Source organism: Carboxylicivirga mesophila, from assembly GCF_018271975.1.
GTDB classification, from domain to species: domain Bacteria; phylum Bacteroidota; class Bacteroidia; order Bacteroidales; family Marinilabiliaceae; genus Carboxylicivirga; species Carboxylicivirga mesophila.
Genome location: NZ_JAGUCN010000011.1, coordinates 164,916 through 181,737 on the forward strand (window position 1 = coordinate 164,916; position 16,822 = coordinate 181,737).

Here is a 16,822-nt window from a genome sequence, read left to right on the forward strand (position 1 = left end):
TACTGACAATTAACGATAGTTCTGCTGCACCAACTGGCGGGCAAAGTCAGGGAAGTAAATCTGATTCATGTATACGCTTGAAAAGAATACAATAACCGTATTGGTTTCAGGCGATACGTAAATACCTTGCCCGTAACGGCCGGCTTTGTACATGTCTCCATCTGTAAAGTTCAAATCCCACTGATAGGTGGCATGCGACTGGCCATCTTTAAAGAACTTCGCTTTTTCGGTTTCAACACCTCTTTTAAGGGCTAGTGCATATTCGGTGTCGTTTACCTTAGTAAAGTAACTGTCGCTTACAATTTGTTTATCAGTAACCTTGCTCCAGCTAGGTGTGTATAGCATTGCAAAGCGACCCATATCGCGCAGGCGCGACCCGAAATATCCGGCTGATAATGGTTCACCTTGAGCCGACAGGGCATAGTGTCCTTCACTTTCCATGCCTACCTGTGTCCAGATACGCTCACTCACTACGTCTTCAAACTTTTTACCGGTTACTCGCTCTACAATAAAACCTAGTAACTGTGTATTAGGCGATGCGTAATCATATTTAACACCTGGCTCAATATAGCTTTTAACATCTTTCATGAGTTCAAAAACCGATCGGCCACCATCCTCATGACGTGCTGCCAGTGAATACATTGTCATTTGCGATAAGGCATGCTCTGGATTCATAAAATTGGCATTGGTCTCTACATAATCCATGCCCGACACATGGTGCAGTAAATGCTTTACTTTAATTCGCTTCCAATCATCGCTATCGTATTCAGGAATGTAATGTGGCACATATTCTTCCAGGTCAATTAAGCCTTCTTCTTCGAGAATATGCACAGTAAGACCTAGCAATTGCTTCGATGCTGAAAACCAGCTGTGCTTATCCAGCTCGTGCATGCCCGGGTATTCTTCCAACACAATCTTGCCATCATGAATAACCAGTAGTCCTTGCATGCGGGCTTGCTCATTTTGTAAAAGTTCGCTAACAGACATTTTACCTAAATCTGTATCTGTCATCATATCCATTAAGGATGGATCTAAGTCTTTTTCGAGCATAGCTACTTGTCCGGCTCCTCGGTAAACTGTTGCCGTGTTGTAAAACTCCGGTATGTTTATAAAACTGTAGGTTCCCAAATCACCGTTTACCAGAAAGTCCCTACTGCTGTAATTTTTTCGATATTCAACGGCTTGTTCGGGTGAAGTGCCGTCTTTCAATACAGAAACTGGCGAGAGGTCTGCAGGTTGTTGTGTTTGACCATGTACAGTATTCAAACCTAAAGTGAATGCCAGAGCTGTAATGGCTGCTAATTTCATTGTTCTCATAACGTTTATGTTTTAATTGTCTGTTACTATTTGATAGGTACAAAGTTGAAGGAAATGCCTCTGAGGTTTTGTCCATATAAGTCCAGCTAAAATCCAAATAAGTTCAAATCAGATGCTTTAGTAATTTTGGCTCTATATGATATTTAGTGGGTATAGTTTTAATTATCATGCTGGGGTTTTCAACCCCAAACCCCGACTTCATTTTTTATTCGGAAGTGTCTGTCTTTTTTGATCCTCATGAATAACAAAGTAATTTCAAAGATGAAAAAACGCAAGCAAAAAAATCTTCGGCTATGCCTGCTTACGCTCATAAAACCAACGACTTCCAACTGAAACAATTAAGAATACTCAATTCTTAATTGTTCCGATGTTTTATGGCTTACCAGCCAAGGCCGTTGGGGAACTCTTGAGTTTACCCACTCTAATCCATACAGAACCGTAATTTTTGTACTTTTAGGCATCAGAACATGGTAATTATAATGGAACAAGATTCAGCTATTCATATCCGACTTAAGGAGGGCGGAGCTGCTAATTATATTGAGGCGGTAAACAAGACTATTGGTGGCAAGCAAAACGACAACCTGGTTTTGATTGAACAAGGAGATATTAAGATGAAAGCTTCATTTTATAGCTTTATCGACGAGTTTGATATGATTGTGTCGCATATCAACTACCATAAAGACATAATAATTGAACGCGAGCCCGACAACCGCCCCGATTTCTACCACTTCAACCTGATTAACCAGGGGCAGGTAAAACAAAATTATCAGGATAGCTTAAAGTACACACAGGCCGGTAGCTCCAACGGTGTGTTTATCTACAACGGCCTTTTCCCTTTCACCTCAGTCTTTGCACAACGAAACGACATACAAACAGTTGGGTATAAATTCTCCAGAAAAGCATTGGCTAAGATAATGCCTGAGGCAGTTGGCTTGCTTGACGACCTGTTTGGCGACCAGGAACCCAAAGCGTATCATACCGCCGTTAACAAAGAGCTGGACAGATTGCTCGATGAATTATTCTTTTACGACAATGCCTCTTATGGGCGCATTCCGTTATCTGTTGCCAAAGGACTTGAGATACTGCCCTTATTAATGAAAACACTCCAGAGCCAGCTTGATAAAGATGAATTAAACGGATTGCATATTGATGATTATAACCGGCTGCTAAAGGTCAAAGACTATTTGCTCCAACACCTCGAAGATAAGGTTAATATTGAGGATATTGCCGATATGTTTGCCGTAAGCCTCTCAAAACTCAAGCGCGATTTTAAAACGCTCTACGACACTACTATTTATGCCTTTTATACGCAAGCCAAAATGGATGAAGCCTACCGCCGATTGCGCACCGGCGATTATACAGTAACAGAAGTGGGTTATGACCTGGGCTACCAGAGCATCTCTAAATTTTCGCTGATGTTTAAAAAAGTCAAAGGCATCAACCCGAAGGATGTGGTGCCGCTATAAGAAGTTGATTGCTGCTTTTGTTAATTTTTACCGCAGAGTAAAAGAAGGACGCGGAGGGTAAAAAAACTCTGTTTATTGAAAGTAACAAAAGGAACCTCCATCATCGGAAGTTCCTTGTTTTATGGAATCTTTCGCAGGGCCTGAGTCAATCAGCCACAATACCTGGAGATGGGCTATTATTTATGCTAGCAACTATGGTTTAGTGCTTCTGCAAAATCTCTAATGCCACTAAAGCAGATAATTTAGAGCCAAAAGTGATTCCTTCCAAGTCAACCTGGTAGGTAGGCTCATGAGGTGTAAACGGAAACTCTTTACCTTCTTGCTTCGCCTTGGCAAACATAACAGGATCTGCCGTTCCAATAAACAGGTAGGCACCTTTAACATTCTTAATTCCGTCAATCAGTGCGAATGCATCTTCCGATCCTGGTACACTTAAGTTATCAACACGATGATTAACAAAGTCTACTCGATCGGTTGCACTGCGAATGGTTGACATCAACGCCTCATCATTATATACAGCTGGTCCAAATCCGCTCTGTGTAATGGTAGGCATCTTATCTTCTGATACGCCGTTGGCTATGGCAATACCATTAACAATGTCGTGAATACCTTTGATCATCTTATCCATGGTTTCGGCATTTGAAAAGTGGAGCTTCAATTTCAGGTGCGACTCAATAGGAATCACATTGTGCTCCACACCAGCCTGCACACTTCCAATGGTTAATACTGCCACCTCTTCCGGATCGGTATAGCGCGACACCACTGTTTGCAATTGTACGATGGCCATACCCGCCATCACCACCGGATCGATGGCATGATGCGGTGACGACCCGTGACCACCAATGCCATGGAAAATAACATCGATGTGTGTGGTACCTGTTGTTAATCGTCCGTCGGTTGCCAGGTATGCACCAACAGGAAATGGTGAGGTGTGTTGTGCCAGGAAATAATCAGGCTGAGGCACATTATACTTGGTATACAAACCATCGTCCACCATAGCCTGGGCACCCGTAACAGGTTCTTCAGCCGGTTGGGCAATCAATACCAATGTTCCCGACCATTGATCCTTCATTTCAACCATGGTATGGGCCAATGAAATTACATAAGTTGTGTTCGCATCATGACCACAGGCATGCATCACTGGCGACTCATTACCATCCATATCAATGGCTGTTTTTGTACTGGCATAAGGCAATCCGGTTTCTTCTTTTACGGCCAGGGCATCCATATCGCCACGGTACATTAATACAGGTCCGTCTCCATTTCTTAAAACACCTGCTACACCGGTAATACCAATACCTGTGTGTACTTCAAAACCCAGCTGCTCTAACTCGCGAGCTACAACACCGGCAGTACGAACTTCCTGAAAAGGTAACTCAGGATTGGCATGCAAGTCTTTGTATATCTCCTGAATATACTCCGCTTTATTATCAACTACTTTTTCCATCTGATCGATGATGGACTGTGGTAAGGTACTTTCCTGTGCCTGTACTGTTGTTGTTAACAATCCAAGTACAGTAACATAAACGCTAAGGAGCATCAATTTGTCAATTAATCGTTTCATAACTTTCCGTTTTTATTTATTACTATTTAATGTTTATAATGCGTTAATTCGTAACTACAATGCAAAGATGGCACTACTCCTGCGCAGGCAGAAGCCCGAATAGACCAACAAGACCTCCCATTTAGTTTTATAGAGCTATTAACCAGGGTTCCTCCTGCAACTTCGTACTCTGCTTATTAATTATTGGATATACTGTATCTTTATATTACATTCACAAGCATATATTGAACTACAGACAATGAATAAAAAATCGACCTACGACATACTTGTTAAAGAAGGAGCTGTAGCAAATTACCTGGATGTCCTGGAAGAAAAATTTGGAGGCCATCGTAACGAAAACAGTTATGAAGTCAACTCGGCCGGTAACCGGATTAAAGTATCAATTTACCACTTGTTACCTGATTTTGAATTATTACTTCTGCGATCGTATGTGCAGAAAGATTTAAATGTTAATCGATTGCCTGATGAACGTGCCGATTATTTTCACCTTACGCTCATTAAAGAAGGTCAGTACGATCGCCATTACGTTAATAATACGCAACAGGCTGACGCAGGCGGCGCCACAGGCTTGTTTCTCCACAACGGATTGTTTAAGCTCAATACCAGCTATCCGGCCCATACCGATCTTCATTCGGTTTCAGTTAAGTTTTCCAAGGCTGCTTTTGAAACCATATTACCCGATGCCAAAGGCTTGTTACATTCTCTTTTTCCTGATGATGAGCCCAAATGGTATCATACCTATGTCAGCCCTGAACTTCAAAAATTATCGGAAGATGTGTTTTACCTGGAGGACGCCAGCTTTGGAAGTAAAGGGCTGGTAATGGCTCGCGGCTTAGAGCTGTTTGTTTTGCTGATGAGTGCTTTAAGTAATCAACTAAAGCAAGATGATCTGAATGGCTTGCATAAAGATGATTATCAGCGTGTGATTGACATCAAAAACTTTGTATTGACCCAACTGGAGGGAAAGATAAATATGGAAGATATTGCACAGCGTTTTGCCATCAGCCCCTCTAAGCTTAAACGCGATTTTCAGACATTGTATAACTGCTCGGTCAGCCAGTTTTACACCCATGCCAAAATGGATGAGGCTTATCGCAGATTACAATCGGGCAATTACTCGGTTACAGCCGTTGGCTATGATTTGGGCTACCAGAATGTGTCGAAATTCTCCACCATGTTTAAAAAAATAAAAGGCATCAGTCCGAAGGATGTAATACCGCTGTAACACCTCTGTGCATACAGCAAAAAAATGGCACTAACCACACCCGTGTATTAGTCCAACGAAGTGCAGCATAGTGCCTATGAAAACAAGTTTCTTTGTACAAACAGTATTAATCAGTCACTGTGTGGTATATTTTATTAACTATCTTCCAGCCATCGGCGAATTTGTATAGTTGCATGTAGTCGATATACACCGATTTTCCGTCGAGTATATAGTCCATTTTTACACTGGCCGCATTGTCGGTCACATCAATACTAAGGTAATCTACACTCACATGCTTGCCTACCCTGCGTGGCAAAACACCATTCACCATGTTGCTTTTCACGCGCTGCTTAAACTGGGCCAGTGATACATTACTCAATCGCCCATTCTCCTCCAGCACCTGCATCCTAAAATCGGTATGAAAGCCGGCATCAATCTTTGCCATATCACCAATATTCTGCACGCCGTCGAGGTAAGCCGATTCAATGACCCGTTTAATGGCCATTTCTTCTTTGATGTCTGACTGCGCAAAAGCAGTAAATCCTATCAGGGCTGTTGTAATTAGTAAAATATACTTTTTCATGTGTTTATAATTTTCTTTCATTTGCCACATGGAACTCTCAAGAAATTTTAATCATTACCCTGTGTGCAATTTTTAAGATTAAAATTTACATGTTCGTTTCATATACGCTATTGTTTTATTAAAAAGCTGACGGTACTTCATTTTAAAAGACCACCTTCCTTTTGTGGCTAAAAAAAATCGGATGAATTACTTTCTTTCTAATACAAAGAACCGATATATTACTTTTAAGCTTTAACCCTTTTCACTCAATTGCTTGTCCGTTCCGGTCAAAACACAATTAGATGTAATCCTACTCAAGCAGGCTGATGTTTAATAAATGGTTAGTTGTTTTTTTGACTGGCTCATTATCCTTCCACTTACCTCTAAACAACACCTTGCCGTCTTTACTTAGTAAAATACCATGGCCATGCCTCAGGTCATTTTTCCAATGACCTTTGTATAGTTCACCACTGCTGAAGTGGTAGATACCATAGCCATTTCGTAAATCGTTGGCATACTCCCCCTCATAGAAATCGCCATTGGGCCAGTGGTATTTACCAGTGCCCCACCGTTGGTTGCTATGCCAATACCCCTCATAAAAACTTTTACTGTCGAATATGGCATAGCCAAAGCCCTCGGCCTGCCCATCGTTAGTACCGCCTATATAGCGTATGGTCACTCCATCGGCATTTTGCAATACCAGGGCATCCATGGGAGTAATGGCTCCTATACTATCACTCAGCTCATTCACTTTCTGGCTGATATAACGATTCGACACCCGCATAGAATCGTTCTCATGCTGCAGGGTACCCAAACTTGATTTGACGCTCTCCAGGCTATCGTTCAGCTCATGTTTATTGGCCAGCAGTTGCCTGATGGCATTGCTTCTTCGGCGCAATTTATCAGCGAGCTCTGTGTAACTGGTATTATCCATCTTTCGTGCCTCAATTATCTCACGGGCTCTGTTTGAATAATGGTCACTACTGCCCATACTGTCGATAACGGCGAACAACTCCAGTGCCCTTGCATCCTCATTACTGTTCAGTAAGGAATCGGCCAGTGATTTCAATTGATAAAATGACAGTTCATCCCGGTACTGCATCAGGGTGGTGTTTAGTCCATTTAATTGTATATGGCTATTGAGCCATAAAGCCACAAATACCAGTATTACAAAGCCAGCAATAATATTTTTAAGGGATTGTTTCATGCTTTTAGTTTTATCATTTTGACAGTTTGGTAATGCCTTCACATTGCCTGGTTTAATAGCCCAGGTTAGGACGTGGTAATTTCTTCTCCAACTTTCTCAGGTCAAAGCCCAGCTGAATATTGAAGCGCAGGATATGCGATGATCGATAAGAGGCCCCATCACTTTTTTGTCCGAGCGTCCACATGTGCCCCACAAAAAAGGTGACATTATTATTGAGCACATAGCCAAAGCCATTGTAGGTTCTGAAATCCTCCAATGGATTATATACAATGGAACTACCGGTATGCATAAATATTTCGGCACTGGGCGAGAAGTACAAGGTTTTTTCGGTGATGGTTGATTTGTTTAAGGGGATATATGCAAAAAACTTATAACGGTAGCGATTGGTGTAGTCATGCACATCACCCACGTTGTTATTACGTTTCCAGCGGTGCTCAAACCTGAATTGATGGTATAAATTAAATCGTCCCATGTCAGGTGTTTTAAACAGCCACTGATGCCATATACGTGGCTCATAGGTAATTTTTTCGTACTGGTCGTTACCTGGCTCGGGGGTATAGTTAAGTACCAGTGTCGGCCCAATAACCGCCTCAAAGTTTTTATTGAAAAAGATGTTGATACCTGCCCGGTTGTAGATCTGCCTGGTACGCCCGTAAAACGATGTGACATTATCAAGGGAGTTGCGCACGCGGTAGTGGTGCTCGCCATAGTAGCCAATTTTATCACTCAGGCGCACCTTTAAGTACAAGCCATTCCATATACCGGTTTCTTCCAGGTTGGTGGTGCTGGCAGATGGTGTACTAAACTGCTGTGCCTGACTAAGGGCGGCCACTAAAAGTAATGCAAATACTATCTTTATCTTCATGAGGTAATGGTTAATTATGAACAAACCTGAATCCTGCATTACATTTGGAACTCAGGTTTCTGGTTAAAACACTGCAACTGGCAATAAAATAACACTAGCTGCACCAAAGAATTATTCACTCTTAAAGCGCAGCATAGTGCTATTACTTATTGTCCAGTACAAAGAACCGATATATGGTTGCTAACCTTTACCCCATTTCATTCATACGCTTATCCGTTCTGGTCAAAATAGAACGTGAAATAGTTTCATAGAGGAGAAGCTTAAGTTGCACACCCAATAAACCATAAAAGCAACTCCCACAATTGAGAGCTGCTTTTACCTCTTGTACCTAAAAAAATGCTAGTCGCCTACTGTATAATAGGTTTTATTCACAATCTTCCAGCCATCTGCAAATTTATACAATTGCAGGTAGTCGATATATACCGTTTTACCTTCCAGGATATACTCCATTTTAACGCTGGAAGCATACTTCTCAATATCAATATTCAGAATATTAACACTCACTTGCTTTCCTTCGGGGCGGGGCAGAATGCCCTTTTCCAAATTATCCTTAGCCATTTGCTTCCAGCCCCCAAGATCTACATTGCTTAAACTGCCATCTTTTTCCAGTACCTGCATCCTGAAATCAGGATGAAAACCGGCATCTATCTTTGCCATGTCACCAATATTCTGTGTCCCATCCAGGTAAGCTGTCTGAATAAGGTTTTTTATCATTACTTCTTCTTTCTTCAACGATTGTGCAAAACCTGAAATAACAAAAGTTGCAACAAACATTATTACTGCTATTCGTTTCATATGATTATAATTTGCTTTCATATTGCCATATGGAACTCTCAAGTAAATTTTATCATCCTCCTGTGTGAAAATTTGGATAATCAAATTTACATGGTCGTTTCATATGAAATTATCTTTATTTTAATCCGTTTATTTTAGCCGATACAGGTGCCCATTTATGCGCCCATGGTTTAGCTGCTTCCAGCTCGTAGGCCAGTTCAAGCAGGGTTTGCTCATCACCATTTCCGGCAGCAAAATGACTACCAATTGGCAAGCCGTTGGAGCTCATACCCAAAGGTACAGACATACCCGGTAATCCCAGTGCATTTTGTACCGGTGTATATGACATGTAATCGAATATACGACGAGATAAATCGTCAAAGCTTAATGAAGAATCAGTCATATAGCCTAACTTAGGCGATGGAGTTTTTGTTACAGGTGTCAACAATACATCAAACGAATTCATCCAGTTAGCTACTTCAATACCTTTATGCTCAAAGTACTTGTTGGCCTTTATTACCGATTCATTACCTCGCTTACGCCCCATAACATCAAACTCGAGTGTGAATGGCTCCAGTAATCCTGTTTCGGCCGCTGGCTTACCAGTCATTTGTTGTACAAAAGCAGCTGTTTTAACCATTTTGGCAGCAAACAGCGATAAAAATTGATCTTCAAACTCACCTGTCACGGGGTTCTTTACCTCAATAACAGTATGCCCTAAGCTCTCCAATAGTTTGGCAGTATCTTCAATGGCTTTTTGTATTTCAGGATGCGGAAGCTCTCCAAAGTAATTTTTCATGCACAAGCCAATGGTAAGGCGACGCTTACTTGGCCCCGAAACAAAACCTACCGGTTTTAAATTAGCAGGATTAGCTGGATTCTGCGTTAATGAAAACAACATGGCACTATCCCTCACTGTTCGACTGACACAGTTATCAACCATAAATTCAAGCTGGTCTGATGAACCGGGAAGCATTCTCATACGTGATGGTTTAAGACCAAATATCCCACAAGATGATGCCGGAATTCGAATGGAACCACCACCATCAGAAGCATGTGCCAACGGAAGATAACCTGCCGCTACAGATATAGATGACCCACCGGATGACCCACCAGAAGAGTATTCGGTGTTCCATGGATTATGAGCTGGTTTTAGTAAAACTGATTCGGTTGTTGGTGCCAAACCAAACTCAGGCATATTTGTTTTTCCTAAAATAACGAAGCCAGCTTTTTCGTATGCTTTGGTCAGTTGTGCCGATTCCTTGGCTACATTGTTTTCGAAAAGTTTAGAACCATTTGTTGTTTTAACACCTGCATAATTTATATTGTCTTTCATAACAAAAGGTACGCCGGCAAATGGTGCATCCGGATTAATATTTTTTACTGTTTCCAGTGCTTTTTCAAATGTAGGGGTATTAATAGCATTTAGCTTTCCATCGAGAGCCTCAATGCGATTAATTGTTGCCATCACTACCTCTTTAGGCGATACCTCTTTATTTTTAATTAATTGAGACAAGCCAAGTGCATCAAAGTCTACTAATTGGGTAGGTAGGGCACTTGTGCCTTTAGCATATATAGCTGGTGCCACCATAGCTGCGGCACCGGCAGCAAAACTTCTTTTTATAAAACTTCGTCGTGATATCATCGCATTTGCATTTTAATTGAGAATTCATTTTAACTATGGCAAAGGTATTACCTGAGCCAACTTAAACTTGTGAGCTCAGGCTTTGTGTTAGTACCAACACTTTGGTTGTGAGTATATACTTACCTGTTAACGATACATCTGCTTCACAATTTCGCGCGCATAAGCATGAACCCATACCTCGGCCTGATAGGCTGACGAATACCAAACAACAACCGTATTTGTTTCGGGAGAAACATATAAACACTGACCTGTACGACCTGATTTGTATAAATCACCATCTTCAAAAACGGCATCCCACTGATAGGAAGCACCAAATCCTGTTTCACCAAAATCGTTGGTTAAACGTTGGCTCATGTAGTCATTGCCGTAGGCTTCAGGCTTAGAAGCCGCTTTCGCTTTTCCGAAATATGAATCAGAAACAACCTGCTCGTTAGCTACCACATCCCAACTTGGTGTAAATAACATACCGAAGCGACCTAAATCGCGTAAACGGGCAGCAAAAGCACCAAACGACATGGGCTCACCACCTTCAGAAAGACCTAATACTGCATCTCCTTCCATACCTGTTTTAGACCATATCTTAGTCGAAATTAAATCCTCAATTGGCATGTTATATATTTCTTGCAGTATAAGTGTTCCTACGTGTGTATTAATAGAGGCATACTCAAAACGCTCTCCGGCATCTTGGGTTCTTTCTGATTTTTTCACAGCATCCAGAAGCGTTTGACCGGCATAGCTAGGGTGTCCACCTGTAATGGCATATAGCATAGTGGTTGGGTGTGTTGGACTGCTTCCTAAACGGCTTTCACTAATATCTAAACCAGCACGCATATGCAGGGCATCTTCAACTTTTACATTATCCCATGCAGTGCCTTTTAGGTCAGTAAGGTAAGTTGGAACATTTGCTTGTAGATTTACCAATCCCTCTTCCTCTGCAATATGCAATAAGGTTCCGGTGAAAATTTTAGTTGCCGAAGCCCATAGGTGGTTATCCCAATCACGAATACCTCTATAATCTTCATACACAATTTTACCATCGTGAATAACGGTAATGGCTTTCATTCTTGAGCGTTCATCATCCATCATCTCTTTAAGTGTCATGGTTCCTAATATGGTAGACGCTGCTACATCAGCAATTTCTTCTGATATCTCAGATTCTAAATGAGAAACATTTCCTTGACGGTGAACAACAGCCGATTTAACCACCTCGCTTAAATGCGTAGAGGCGTAACTACCTATATCATCGGCTGTAATAGCAGAAGTAGGCCCATAAGTATTTCGGAATTGCATCGTTTGTGCAGGCGTATATCCATCTTTATATTTAGAAACAGACTCTAATTTTTCTGGAATACTGTAATCCGTTTTTACGGTCTCAACCTTACTAATTTCCTTTATTGCTTTTGATTTTTCACCGGCTTGCTCACCGGTACTACAGGCTGTTAGTACAGCCATGGCAAGCATTAAAGCCTTATAGCTATTTCTTACTTTCATTTCGGTATGTTTTATAGAATTAATAATCTTGTATTTACATTTCAAAAGTAGGATTCAGGCAAGCAAAAAAAGACTCCTATTCTATCAGCTGAGAGCCGTAAACAGTCAAAACAGCAAACAAACAAAATGAGTGTAATTAACGTAGTGGTTTGCACACAAAAAAAGCCTGAACAGACGATGCTGAACAGGCTTCTTACGAATTGAAAACTAATCTAGATGAACAAATTATACTGTTTAAAAGTACTCTGTCAAGTTAAGGTACAATGCGCCATTACCATTATGATCCCATGCATAGTCAATACCCAGGTTGGTACGGGTGGCTTTCTGGATTTGAATACGTAAACCAGCACCAAATGCATACGCCCAGTTATCAAACAGCTTTACATTAGCATCACGTGCCGAAGCAGAAGTAGTATTGGCAAAAACAACGCCACCGAATAAGTCGGGATTTTTAGCCAAAACAGGTAGTCTGAAACGGTATTCCAGCTCAGCGTAGAACATATCATCACCTCTCCAGCGTCCCTGCGCATAGCCACGACCTGAGCGGCCCATCTGGTCCCATGCAGTTGCCGGCATCAGCATATAAGGTAAATTACCATGAGTAGTTACATTCGCATAGGTCCAAAAAGCAATCACATTGCGCGGTACTTCCTTATTTACACCAAAGTAATCGCGGTATTCCATCCATAATGTTGATGAACTTTGGTCACTTCCTAAAAAGTCGGCATTGTACTTATACGAAATATTGGCAAATCGCCCCGTATAAGGATTGGCCATGTTATCACGCGTATCATATAATGCAGTTGCTGATGCACCTACCAGACTATAACCTGTTGGATCAAACCCATGCTTCATACTATACACATAATGGTTGGTATACACGCCATTCTCCACATCCAGCATGTTGTCGTCAATATTGGCAAAACGGTCATAATGAATTCCACCTCCCAGATAGAATGAAGGCTTCACCTGTCTTAGCGCTGTTTGATGAGCCCTGTAAAAATTAAACTCCATCCCTTCTCCTTCATATAGCTCATCATCGCCAAAAGGTGATACTCCAGGTATTAAGGTATTGCCATCAGCTCCCGTACCCAACCCAAAGGTAGGTTGTGACGAATCAAAGAAGCGATAGTCTCCCTGTAGCATCCATTTGTTTTCATTAGTGTACACATTACCACGCAAAGTAAACATCAACTGATTTTTAGTGGTATAAGTGGCAGTCATCAAGGCATTTGACATTTTAGTGGTTGTAGGATCTCCTAAAAAGATACTACCAGATGCTGCCATACCATAGACAAAACCAAATGCAGGGTTTGCTGCCAATGCTGGAATAGGCGTAAAATATAACTTACCCACTTTAATGTCTGGTACTGAGCTGGCAGCTTTTTCTTGTTCAGCTCGTTCTTCAGCAATTTCAGGTGTTACTTCCTGCATGTCTTGTATTGGAGGCGACTGTGCGCCTGCTGTAACAGCAAAGCCTAGCAATGCTGCTAAAAAAGATAATCGAATCTTCTTCATGATTATATCATTTTAATAGTTTTACTCTTTTTATTTATTGTGATACAAATATCTGCCTTCTACAGGTGAGCTTTTATCCCATTTTAGTCAACCGCTTATCCAAAAAGTTCAATAGGGGAAGTGGTGATGATTAATTGTACTTATTTTGTTCTTCTAAGCCAATTAAATAGGTAATCATCAGAAGTTATAGTAAAGCCCAACACCAGCATAGGTATTAAACAGTTCGGTATGTCTGACACGCCTTGTATAAAAGGCATTCACCCCCAATTGGCGGTTAAACTTATAGCCGGCATCCAGGCGCGTAAATATGACAAAGGCATCTCTGTTGTACACCATGCGGTTATCCATTGTCACTGAGGCCGACCACCTGTTGCCCTGATAGCCAAATTGTGGCTCGAAACGGATGAATATTGGGGGCTCAGACCAATCAGCTGTGTTCGCCAACGGAAAGTTATAGCGCCATTTGTTACTGATAAAAAAGCGTTCATCGCCCAAGCGCCATGAATACTGGATGGCAGGCTCCAATATCCAGTGCCCGAATAAACCGGCATTGCCGGGCTTACCGCTTGGCATAACCAGCTTAGTTGATGCTGAAAGCCCCTGCCATCCGTGATTGGTTCTGTTGGCAGGCATAAAGTCACGCGTATATGTCAGGTTAAAGTCACCCGGTGTCCAGATAGTCTCTCCACCTTTCTGATGATAAACGCCAATGAGTTCAATATTGATATAGTCGCGCTGGCTAAGGTTAAGCTTAGCGTTTGTTACCCAGTATAAGCCATCTTCATTGGGATTAAAATTGTAAAACTCAATGTTGGAATGTATACGTGAAAAATATGGCCGGAAAACACCTTGTTGTTCATATTCATTTGACGTCGTCTGACCACAAGTCATGCTGACTGGAACGAACAGGAATAACAACGCACACAAATATTTGAAGTTTAGAAAAGCTCTAATCTCGTAACTCATGACTCCTTACATTTAATTATTTACAGTCACAAAATTGCTCTGTTCTCCACTTAATATGTATCCCAAATAAGTCAACAGACTCCCCAATCAGGTCAAATAAACCTCATCTAACGCTTGCCGTACATAAGAACAGAGTTGCGAACACGAAATGTTTCTTTTACATTTAAAGACAATAAAAAAATAATGGACGAAAAAGAAAAGCTCTTAAAACTACGCTTCGAAGAAGGTAATGTTGTTAATTACATTAATAATTATTCTGCTGCCCTTAATCATCCTTATGAGAACAACCGGCTAGAATATATCAAACAAGGTAATAATGTCTGCCTCTCATTTTATGAGTTTACAACTGACTTTGAGTTTCTCATAACAAATTCTACCTTTTCAAAGGATATTATGATCGAGCGCACCCCTGATAAAAGGCCTGATCTCTTTCATTTTACATTGGTCAGAGAAGGACATGTGGTGCAAAACTTTAATGATCAACAGGAATTTATGGAGGCAGGCACCACCACCGGGGCATTTATTTATAATGGTTTGTTTGCGTTAAACTCCTATTTTCCGGCTCATCTCACCCTGCGCTCTATCACCTTCAAAGTATCAAAGGAGGCTTTGAAGGATAAGATGCCTGAAAGTTTGCCGGTTATCGACCGCCTATTTGAGGATGATACCCCCAAAAGCTACCACATTTCATTAACAACAGAGCTGGAACGTTTAATTGAAGAGTTGTTTGTTTATGATGACATAGCTTTTGGGCGTTCGCTTATGGTCACAGGATGTGCGTTGCACATATTTACCCTTCTGCTAAGCTCATTAAAATCATCGGCAGATAAGGAAGAACTTCATGGCTTGCACATTGACGATTACAACCGCTTGTTACTTATTAAAAAGGAAATAGAGACCCAGATAGAAAGTAAAATCAACATTGAAGACCTGGCATCCCAGTTCGCTATTAGTGTATCCAAACTGCAGCGCGACTTTAAAGCCTTATTCAATAGTTCAGTCTATCAGTTTTTTACTCACGCAAAAATGGACGAGGCCTATCGGCGACTGAAAACCGGCCGTTACAGTGTGATGGAGGTAGGATATGATTTGGGCTATAGTAACCTGTCCAAATTTTCCCAGATGTTTAAAAAGATTAAAGGCGTTAGTCCGAAGGATGTAATTCCTGCTTAAGCAAATACTTATTGAACAGTCAACACTGACACTTAGGGCATCACAATTAAACAGTCTTTAAATAAAAATATATTTTCAAGCTAAATGGATTGCTTACATTTGTCGTCCCAAAAAGTAAAGACAAATGCTAGATTTTAAAATTGACGAGGCAAAGTGCACCCATTGCGGCCTCTGCTCGAAAGAATGCCCTACTCTAATTATTGACGGTAAAAATGGGATACCGGCCATTAAAGAGGGTAAGGAAAAGAACTGTATCAGGTGTCAGCATTGTTTGGCTATCTGCCCAACAGGTGCCCTGTCTATCTTTGGTAAAAACCCCGATGACAGCATCCTGGTAACAAGCCAGATACCTACAGCTGATGATATGGAGCGACTGATTCTCACCCGTCGCTCGGTTCGTAAATTCAAACAGGAAGAAGTTAAGCCTGAAACAATTGAACAGCTGCTCAAGAGTGCATCACACGCCCCAACAGGCCACAATAAAAATCAGGTACTCCTATCGCTCACTCATACCCGTGAGGAGATGGATAAAGTGCGCAAAATCGTTTATGATGCCATCAAAAAGGCTAATGAGAAAGCGCCTTTGGAAGGTTCACTGTCGATGTATGCAGCCATTCAGAAAATGTGGGAAACAAAAGGCATTGATTTGATATTCAGAGATGCACCTCACCTGATAATAGCCACTGCACCAGAAAAGAACAGCAATGGTGTGGCCGATTGTGTGATTTCACTGAGCTATTTTGAGTTGTTGGCCAACACGATGGGCATTGGTACCCTCTGGAACGGCTTCCTGAAAGCGGTGATGGAACAAATCGCAACTGAGCTTAAGGCTGCCTTTGGCATACCAGATGATCACCGCATAGGTTACATCATGGTGTATGGCTTGCCAGCCGTTAAATATGCCCGCTCCATCCAGTCCGATGGCTTGAATCTGAACAAGATTAAATTATAATATTTTACGAAGCCTCTTTTATCAACTACCCTTTATACGCTTTATTGTTAAGCGGAATGATTTTATATAAAGGATTGATAATGAACGAATAAAGTGCTCATATTATTTCATAAGCAAT

General features: G+C 41.3%; 14 protein-coding genes. 4 read left to right on the plus strand and 10 right to left on the minus strand.

Translation table 11 applies throughout. From position 1 onward, the window contains the following. Window positions 1–9 precede the first annotated feature (9 nt). Window positions 10–1,317: a serine hydrolase domain-containing protein gene (locus KEM09_RS11190; protein WP_212228350.1), complete on the minus strand. Its 1,308-nt coding sequence runs from the start codon at window positions 1,315–1,317 to the stop codon at window positions 10–12. Between the two features lie 479 nt (window positions 1,318–1,796). Here KEM09_RS11190 and KEM09_RS11195 point away from each other — a divergent pair, with 479 nt between their 5' ends. Continuing rightward, complete coding sequence (locus tag KEM09_RS11195; protein ID WP_212228351.1) at window positions 1,797–2,783, plus strand: helix-turn-helix domain-containing protein; 987 nt, start codon at window positions 1,797–1,799, stop codon at window positions 2,781–2,783. Between the two features lie 199 nt (window positions 2,784–2,982). Here the strand turns inward: KEM09_RS11195 and KEM09_RS11200 are convergent, their stop codons facing one another. Next, window positions 2,983–4,347, minus strand: a complete 1,365-nt coding sequence (locus KEM09_RS11200) for an amidohydrolase (RefSeq protein ID WP_212228352.1) — start codon at window positions 4,345–4,347, stop codon at window positions 2,983–2,985. A gap of 238 nt (window positions 4,348–4,585) precedes the next feature. On the opposite strand from KEM09_RS11200, the gene KEM09_RS11205 reads away from it, so the two are divergent. Beyond that, window positions 4,586–5,572 carry a helix-turn-helix domain-containing protein gene (locus KEM09_RS11205; RefSeq protein WP_212228353.1) on the plus strand — a complete coding sequence of 329 codons (987 nt, stop codon included), beginning with the start codon at window positions 4,586–4,588 and terminating at the stop codon, window positions 5,570–5,572. 106 nt (window positions 5,573–5,678) lie between these two features. On the opposite strand, the gene KEM09_RS11210 is transcribed toward KEM09_RS11205, so the two are convergent. From KEM09_RS11210 to KEM09_RS11245, 8 genes are all read right to left on the minus strand, one after another. Next, window positions 5,679–6,134, minus strand: a complete 456-nt coding sequence (locus KEM09_RS11210) for a nuclear transport factor 2 family protein (RefSeq protein WP_212228354.1) — start codon at window positions 6,132–6,134, stop codon at window positions 5,679–5,681. Between the two features lie 289 nt (window positions 6,135–6,423). Beyond that, window positions 6,424–7,320, minus strand: a complete 897-nt coding sequence (locus KEM09_RS11215; protein ID WP_212228356.1) for an MORN repeat-containing protein — start codon at window positions 7,318–7,320, stop codon at window positions 6,424–6,426. A gap of 52 nt (window positions 7,321–7,372) precedes the next feature. Then, the gene (locus tag KEM09_RS11220; RefSeq protein WP_212228358.1) at window positions 7,373–8,185 is read right to left on the minus strand and encodes a DUF2490 domain-containing protein; all 813 of its coding nucleotides are present in this window, start codon (window positions 8,183–8,185) and stop codon (window positions 7,373–7,375) included. A gap of 339 nt (window positions 8,186–8,524) precedes the next feature. Beyond that, entirely contained in the window at window positions 8,525–8,980 is a 456-nt protein-coding gene (locus KEM09_RS11225; RefSeq protein WP_212228360.1) for a nuclear transport factor 2 family protein, read from the minus strand. Between the two features lie 115 nt (window positions 8,981–9,095). Further along, window positions 9,096–10,604: an amidase gene (locus KEM09_RS11230; RefSeq protein WP_212228379.1), complete on the minus strand. Its 1,509-nt coding sequence runs from the start codon at window positions 10,602–10,604 to the stop codon at window positions 9,096–9,098. Window positions 10,605–10,730: 126 nt separating this feature from the next. Next, on the minus strand, window positions 10,731–12,095 hold the full coding sequence (locus KEM09_RS11235) for a serine hydrolase domain-containing protein (protein WP_212228361.1): 1,365 nt from the start codon (window positions 12,093–12,095) through the stop codon (window positions 10,731–10,733). A 234-nt stretch (window positions 12,096–12,329) separates the two neighbouring features. Continuing rightward, window positions 12,330–13,613: a BamA/TamA family outer membrane protein gene (locus KEM09_RS11240; RefSeq protein ID WP_212228363.1), complete on the minus strand. Its 1,284-nt coding sequence runs from the start codon at window positions 13,611–13,613 to the stop codon at window positions 12,330–12,332. 177 nt (window positions 13,614–13,790) lie between these two features. Beyond that, window positions 13,791–14,579 (minus strand): hypothetical protein, encoded by a 789-nt coding sequence (locus KEM09_RS11245; RefSeq protein ID WP_212228365.1) that lies wholly within the window; start codon window positions 14,577–14,579, stop codon window positions 13,791–13,793. Between the two features lie 183 nt (window positions 14,580–14,762). On the opposite strand from KEM09_RS11245, the gene KEM09_RS11250 reads away from it, so the two are divergent. Continuing rightward, entirely contained in the window at window positions 14,763–15,752 is a 990-nt protein-coding gene (locus KEM09_RS11250) for a helix-turn-helix domain-containing protein (RefSeq protein ID WP_212228367.1), read from the plus strand. A gap of 124 nt (window positions 15,753–15,876) precedes the next feature. Continuing rightward, window positions 15,877–16,704 (plus strand): nitroreductase family protein, encoded by an 828-nt coding sequence (locus KEM09_RS11255; protein ID WP_212228369.1) that lies wholly within the window; start codon window positions 15,877–15,879, stop codon window positions 16,702–16,704. Window positions 16,705–16,822: the final 118 nt, after the last annotated feature.